This window comes from Actinotalea sp. C106 (assembly GCF_023630195.1).
Taxonomy (GTDB): domain Bacteria; phylum Actinomycetota; class Actinomycetes; order Actinomycetales; family Cellulomonadaceae; genus Actinotalea.
In genome coordinates this window covers 1-5136 of sequence record NZ_JALPKN010000229.1, presented here as the reverse complement: position 1 = coordinate 5136, position 5136 = coordinate 1, and the positions used below count along the sequence as shown (strand labels likewise).

The 5136-nt window shown below is 74.4% G+C and carries 7 protein-coding genes and 1 pseudogene; 1 reads left to right on the top strand and 7 read right to left on the bottom strand.

Annotation, left to right across the window (positions count from 1 at the left end; genetic code table 11):
* From L0B03_RS19610 to clpS, 7 genes are all read right to left on the bottom strand, one after another.
* Nucleotides 1-419: ATP-binding cassette domain-containing protein (locus L0B03_RS19610; protein ID WP_250446666.1), on the bottom strand; the 419-nt coding region annotated here is incomplete at its 3' end.
* Between the two features lies 1 nt (nt 420).
* Nucleotides 421-1059, bottom strand: a complete 639-nt coding sequence (rdgB, locus tag L0B03_RS13620) for an RdgB/HAM1 family non-canonical purine NTP pyrophosphatase (protein WP_250446664.1) — start codon at nt 1057-1059, stop codon at nt 421-423.
* Nucleotides 1056-1826, bottom strand: coding sequence for a ribonuclease PH (gene rph / locus L0B03_RS13615; RefSeq protein WP_284501805.1), 771 nt, complete (start codon nt 1824-1826; stop codon nt 1056-1058). The genes rdgB and rph overlap by 4 nt, the downstream gene beginning before the upstream one ends.
* 35 nt (nt 1827-1861) lie before the next feature.
* Entirely contained in the window at nt 1862-2686 is an 825-nt protein-coding gene (locus L0B03_RS13610; protein ID WP_250446662.1) for an MBL fold metallo-hydrolase, read from the bottom strand.
* Nucleotides 2683-3498 carry a glutamate racemase gene (gene murI / locus L0B03_RS13605; RefSeq protein ID WP_250446660.1) on the bottom strand — a complete coding sequence of 272 codons (816 nt, stop codon included), beginning with the start codon at nt 3496-3498 and terminating at the stop codon, nt 2683-2685. The genes L0B03_RS13610 and murI overlap by 4 nt, the downstream gene beginning before the upstream one ends.
* Before the next feature lie 10 nt (nt 3499-3508).
* Nucleotides 3509-4138 carry a DUF2017 family protein gene (locus L0B03_RS13600; protein WP_250446658.1) on the bottom strand — a complete coding sequence of 210 codons (630 nt, stop codon included), beginning with the start codon at nt 4136-4138 and terminating at the stop codon, nt 3509-3511.
* Nucleotides 4138-4428, bottom strand: a complete 291-nt coding sequence (gene clpS / locus L0B03_RS13595; RefSeq protein ID WP_374204956.1) for an ATP-dependent Clp protease adapter ClpS — start codon at nt 4426-4428, stop codon at nt 4138-4140. Before clpS ends, L0B03_RS13600 begins: the two co-directional genes overlap by 1 nt.
* Nucleotides 4429-4532: 104 nt before the next feature.
* Between clpS and L0B03_RS13590 the strand changes: the two are divergent.
* Nucleotides 4533-5136: pseudogene (locus L0B03_RS13590) on the top strand (nicotinate phosphoribosyltransferase); the annotation flags it as partial.

Sequence of the window (5136 nt, the reverse complement as noted above, 5' to 3'; positions counted from 1 at the left end):
TCGGCGTCCCCGCCCAGGGCGTCGACAGCTGCCGTGGCCTCCTCGAGCTCGACCGCCGCGGCCCGCGCGTCGGCCAGGGCCTCCTCGACCAGGTCCCCCACGGTGAGCCCCTCACCCAGGGCGAGCTCCTGCTCGACGACGGCGAGGCTCCCCACCCGACGGACCTCGCCCGCGGTGGGCTCGAGCCGCCCGGCGAGCACCCGCAGCAGCGTCGTCTTCCCCGTGCCGTTCTCCCCGACCAGGCCGACGCGGTCCCCCGCGGCGGCCGTGAAGGTCACCCCGGCCAGCACGGGTCGGCCCGGGTGCCCGACGGCGACGTCCTTGGCGGCCACGTGCACGACTCCCGCCGAGACGGTCGACCCGCCGCTGAGGGCAGGGCCGCGTGCCCGTCGACCGGCACCGCGTGCCTGTGCGGCCACCTCAGCTCCCCAGCTGCTCGGCGATCACCCGGGCGAGCGCGCGGAAGGCCTGACCGCGGTGGGAGATGGTGTTCTTCTCCTCGGCCGTGAGCTCGGCGCAGGTGAGCTCGGCGTCGCCGGCCCGTGTGGGCTGGAGCTCGGGGACGAGCACGGGGTCGTAGCCGAAGCCGCCCTCACCGCGCGGCTCCGTGGTGAGCCGTCCGCGCAGCGCACCGGTCTCGACGTGCTCGAACCCCGCCGGGGTCACCAGGGCCGCGGCGCAGGTGAACTGCGCACCGCGGTGCTCGGCCGGGACGTCGGCGAGCTGGGCCAGCAGCAGCGCGAGGTTGGCGGCGTCGTCACCGTGCCGGCCGGACCACCGCGCGGAGAAGATCCCGGGCGCACCACCCAGCACGTCCACCGCGAGCCCCGAGTCGTCCGCGACGGCCGGCAGCCCGGTGTGGGCCGCGAGGGCCCGGGCCTTGATGAGGGCGTTCTCGGCGAAGGTCACCCCGTCCTCGACGGGCTCAGGACCACCGACCTCCCCGGCACCGACGACCTCCTGCGCGGCCAGACCAGGCACGACCGGGCCCAGGATCGCTCGCAGCTCGCCGATCTTGTGCTGGTTGTGGGTCGCGAGGACCAGGCGGGGTGCGCTCACGCGGTGGTCCCGCCGGCGAGCGCCTCGGCCTGCACCCGGCTCAGCTCGGTGGTGCCCGCGACGGCGAGGTCGAGCAGGGCGTCCAGCTCACGGCGGTCGAACGGCGCCTGCTCGGCGGTCCCCTGCACCTCGACGAACTGCCCCGAGCCCGTCACGACGACGTTCATGTCCGTCTCGGCCCGCACGTCCTCGACGTAGGGCAGGTCGAGCATCGGCGTGCCGTCGATGATGCCGACGCTCACCGCCGAGACCGAGTCACGCAGCACGGGCTTGGTGCCGCGGATGGCTCCCGACCGCTGTCCCCACGCCACGGCGTCCGCGAGGGCGACGTACGCGCCCGTGATCGCCGCTGTCCGGGTCCCGCCGTCGGCCTGCAGGACGTCGCAGTCCAGCACGATGGTGTTCTCACCGAGGGCCTTGACGTCGATGACGGCACGCAGCGAGCGGCCGATCAGCCGCGAGATCTCGTGGGTACGGCCACCGATGCGCCCCTTGACGGACTCGCGGTCGCTGCGGGTGCTCGTCGAGCGCGGCAGCATCGCGTACTCGGCCGTGACCCAGCCCTCCCCCGAGCCCTTGCGCCAGCGGGGCACGCTGTCGGTGAAGGAGGCCGCGCACAGCACGCGGGTGCGGCCGAACTCGACGAGCACGCTGCCCTCGGCGGCGTCGAGCCAGCCCCGGGTGATCGTCACGGGGCGGAGCTCGTCGGCGCGGCGGCCGTCCGCACGCAGGAGGGAGGAGGAGGGGGATGCGGCGTCGGAAGTCATCCCCCGAGCCTAGGCGCAGCCGGTGACGCTCGGGATCAGAGCTCGAGGACCATGCCCGGCCGGGCGAGGTCGATCGGGCCCCGGTACACCGCGACGGCCTCGTCGTAGGCCACCCCGGGCGGGTTCCACGCCGGGACGTGGGTCAGCACCAGGCGCCCCGCACCTCCGTCGGCCGCGGCCTGGCCAGCCCGGCGGCCGGTCAGGTGGATGCCCCGCACACCGTCATCCCTGCCCTCGACGAAGGCGGCCTCCGCCAGCAGGACGTCGGCCCCCGTGGCCAGGACGTCCAGGCCCGCGCAGCTGTCGGTGTCCCCCGTGTAGGCAAGGGTCACCCGACGGCTCGGGTCCTGCTCGGAGGGTCCGGTCACGCGCACGCCGTACGCGGGGACGGGGTGCTCGACCGCCACCGGCGTCAGGGTCAGCGGACCCACCTGGACCGGGTGGCCGGGCTGCCAGGCGTGGACCGCGAGCTGGTCGGTCATCGACTCGCCGGGCTCGAGCCCGTAGGCCGCCGCCAGCCGCGAGGCGGTGCCGAAGGGGCCGTGGACGTCGAGCGGGCCCCGCCGGACCCCCGTGCCCGCCCCCTCGGCATGGCCCCCGTGACCCCGCGGCCGGTACTTGAGGTAGACGTAGAGCCCGCACATGTCGGCCATGTGGTCGGGGTGCAGGTGGGACAGACCGATCGCGTCGAGGTCCACGGGGTCGCAGTAGCGCTGCAGGGGCCCGAGCGCGCCGCTGCCGAGGTCCAGCAGCAGGCTCCAGGTGCGTCCCGCCTCGTCGTCGGCCTGCAGCAGGTAGGAGGAGGACGCCGACTCGGGGCCGGGGAACGACCCGGCGCAGCCGATCACCGTGAGCCTCATCGCAGACTCGTCGCCGTCTCGACCGCGAGCACCTCGGGTCCCAGGAAGCGCCGAGCCAGCGCCGCGAAACCCTCGGCGTCCCCGGTCGCGAGGAAGCGGTGCTCGGGCGGTCCCAGGGTCAGGTCACGTTCGAGGCCGTGGGCCACCAGGGTCCGGTACACGTCCTTGGCGGTCTCCTCGGCACTCGAGACCAAGGTCACCTGCTCGCCCATCACGTAGGAGATCACCCCGGTCAGCAGCGGGTAGTGCGTGCACCCGAGGACCAGCGTGTCGACGTCGGCCGCACGAACCTGCTCGAGCGAGCGCCGGGCGACCTCGAGGACCTGCGGGCCCGACGTCGTGCCCGCCTCGACCAGGGTGACGAACTCGGGGCAGGCCTGCGAGGTGAGGCTGATGCCAGCGGCGACCGCGAGGGCGTCGTCGTAGGCGCGGGAGCTGATCGTCGCGCGGGTGCCGATCACCCCCACCCGACCGTTGCGGGTGGCCGCGGCCGCTCGCCGGGCCGCGGGGAGGATCACCTCGACCACGGGCAGGCCACGACGCTGGGTGTAGCGCTCCCGGGCGTCGCGCAGCACGGCGGCCGAGGCGCTGTTGCACGCGATGACGAGCATCTTGACGCCCGCGTCGACCAGGTCGTCCATGACCTCGAGGGCGTGGGCCCGCACCGCCGCGAGGGGCTTGGGGCCGTAGGGCCCGTTCGCCGTGTCCCCGATGTAGAGCACTGACTCGTGCGGGAGCTGGTCGAGCACGGCGCGCGCGACCGTGAGGCCTCCTACACCGGAGTCGAAGATCCCGATCGGCGCGTCGTTCACGCGCCCGAGCCTAGCCCGGTTCAGGCCCCACCTCGGGCAGCGCCTCGAGCATGAGCTCGACGAGGGACTCCTGGAGCAGGCTCAGCACCACGTACACGGTCGCGAGGAACCGGCGGGCCACCTGCGCCCGCGGGTCCGCGGCCTCGGACGGCTCGGGGTCGGTGCCGATGAGGTGGTATAGCGCGTCGGCGTCGGCGTCGTTGCGCACCTCGAGGCGCTCGGAGACCACCAGCCGCACGTCGGTCAGCGCCGCCGCGATGCGCGGGGCCTCGCTCGGCACGACGACGACGTCGAGGCTCGCGGCCATGAGGGTCGCCCGCAGCCGCAACAGATGATCGGTCTTGGCGGTCCGAAGGTCCCCCTCGGTCAGCCGACGGAACTCGGCGGTGACCTCGGGGTCCACCGAGGCGTCGGGCAGCAGCCGGCGCAGTGCCGGGTCGGTCGGGGCCCGGACGTCCTCGGCCTCCATGCGCAGGGCGTCCAACGGGTGCGCCGCAGCGGCCCTGCCCCGGGCGACCGAGCTGGGCCCTCCCTCGGTGAGCAGGCCGACGACGTCGTCGACCACGTCGAGCAGGACGGCTCGCTCGGCAGCGTCGAGCCGGGCGACGTAGGCGTCCCCCTCGCGGCGGAAGCCCTGCATCAGGGGGCCCCTGGCTGGACCGTCGCCCACAGGCCGTAGCCGTGCATGGCCTGGACGTCGATCTCCATCTGCTCGCGGTTCCCGCGCGAGACCGTGGCCTGACCGTCCTCGTGCACCTGACGCATCAGGGTCTCGGCCCGCGCGGTGCTGTACCCGAAGTAGCTGCGGAACACGTAGGTGACGTAGCTCATCAGGTTGACCGGGTCGTTCCACACCACCGTGCTCCACCCGTCGGCGACCGCCGCCTCGCCGAGGTCCACGTCCTCGAGCGGGGCCGACGAGGCGGTCACGGTGCTCACGACCTCACTCTAGGCAGCGCACGGCCCCCCGGCACCAGCAGGGCCGTGGTGAGCACGGTTCGTGCCGACCGCGCCTCCGCTCTACGGTGATCCCCATGAGCGCAGAGCTGCCCTCGCCGTCGGCCCCGGCCCTCACGGGCGAGGCCCCCAGGACGGTTCCGGCGACCACCCCGCGCGCCGGGGCGGGACGCCCCTCCACGGCGCTGCACACCGACCGGTACGAGCTGACCATGCTGCAGGGCGCCCTGGCGGACGGCACCGCCGAGCGGCACTGCGTCTTCGAGGTCTTCGCCCGCAGGCTCCCCGCGGGGCGCCGCTACGGCGTGGTCGCCGGCACGGGCCGCGCGCTCGAGGCGATCGCCGCCTTCCGCTTCGACGACGAGGAGCTGGCCTACCTCAGCCGCGAGCAGGTGGTGGACCGGCGCACCCTCGACTTCCTCGCGGGCTACCGGTTCAGCGGATCCATCACGGGGTACGCCGAGGGCGAGTGCTTCTTCCCCGGGTCCCCCGTGCTCTCGGTCGAGGGCACCTTCGCGGAGGCCGTGGTCCTGGAGACCCTCGTGCTCTCGGTCCTGAACTACGACTCCGCGGTCGCCTCGGCCGCCTCGCGGATGACCAGCGCGGCCCTGGACCGTCCCTGCCTCGAGATGGGCAGCCGGCGCGCCCACGAGCAGGCCGCGGTGGCTGCGGCCCGCGCGG

Coding starts and splice junctions, on each gene's coding strand:
- L0B03_RS13600 (WP_250446658.1), bottom strand. CDS start 4,138: ATGCAGGGCTTCCGCCGCGAGGGGGACGCCTACGTCGCCCGGCTCGAC.
- L0B03_RS13610 (WP_250446662.1), bottom strand. CDS start 2,686: ATGAGGCTCACGGTGATCGGCTGCGCCGGGTCGTTCCCCGGCCCCGAG.
- rph (WP_284501805.1), bottom strand. CDS start 1,826: ATGACTTCCGACGCCGCATCCCCCTCCTCCTCCCTCCTGCGTGCGGAC.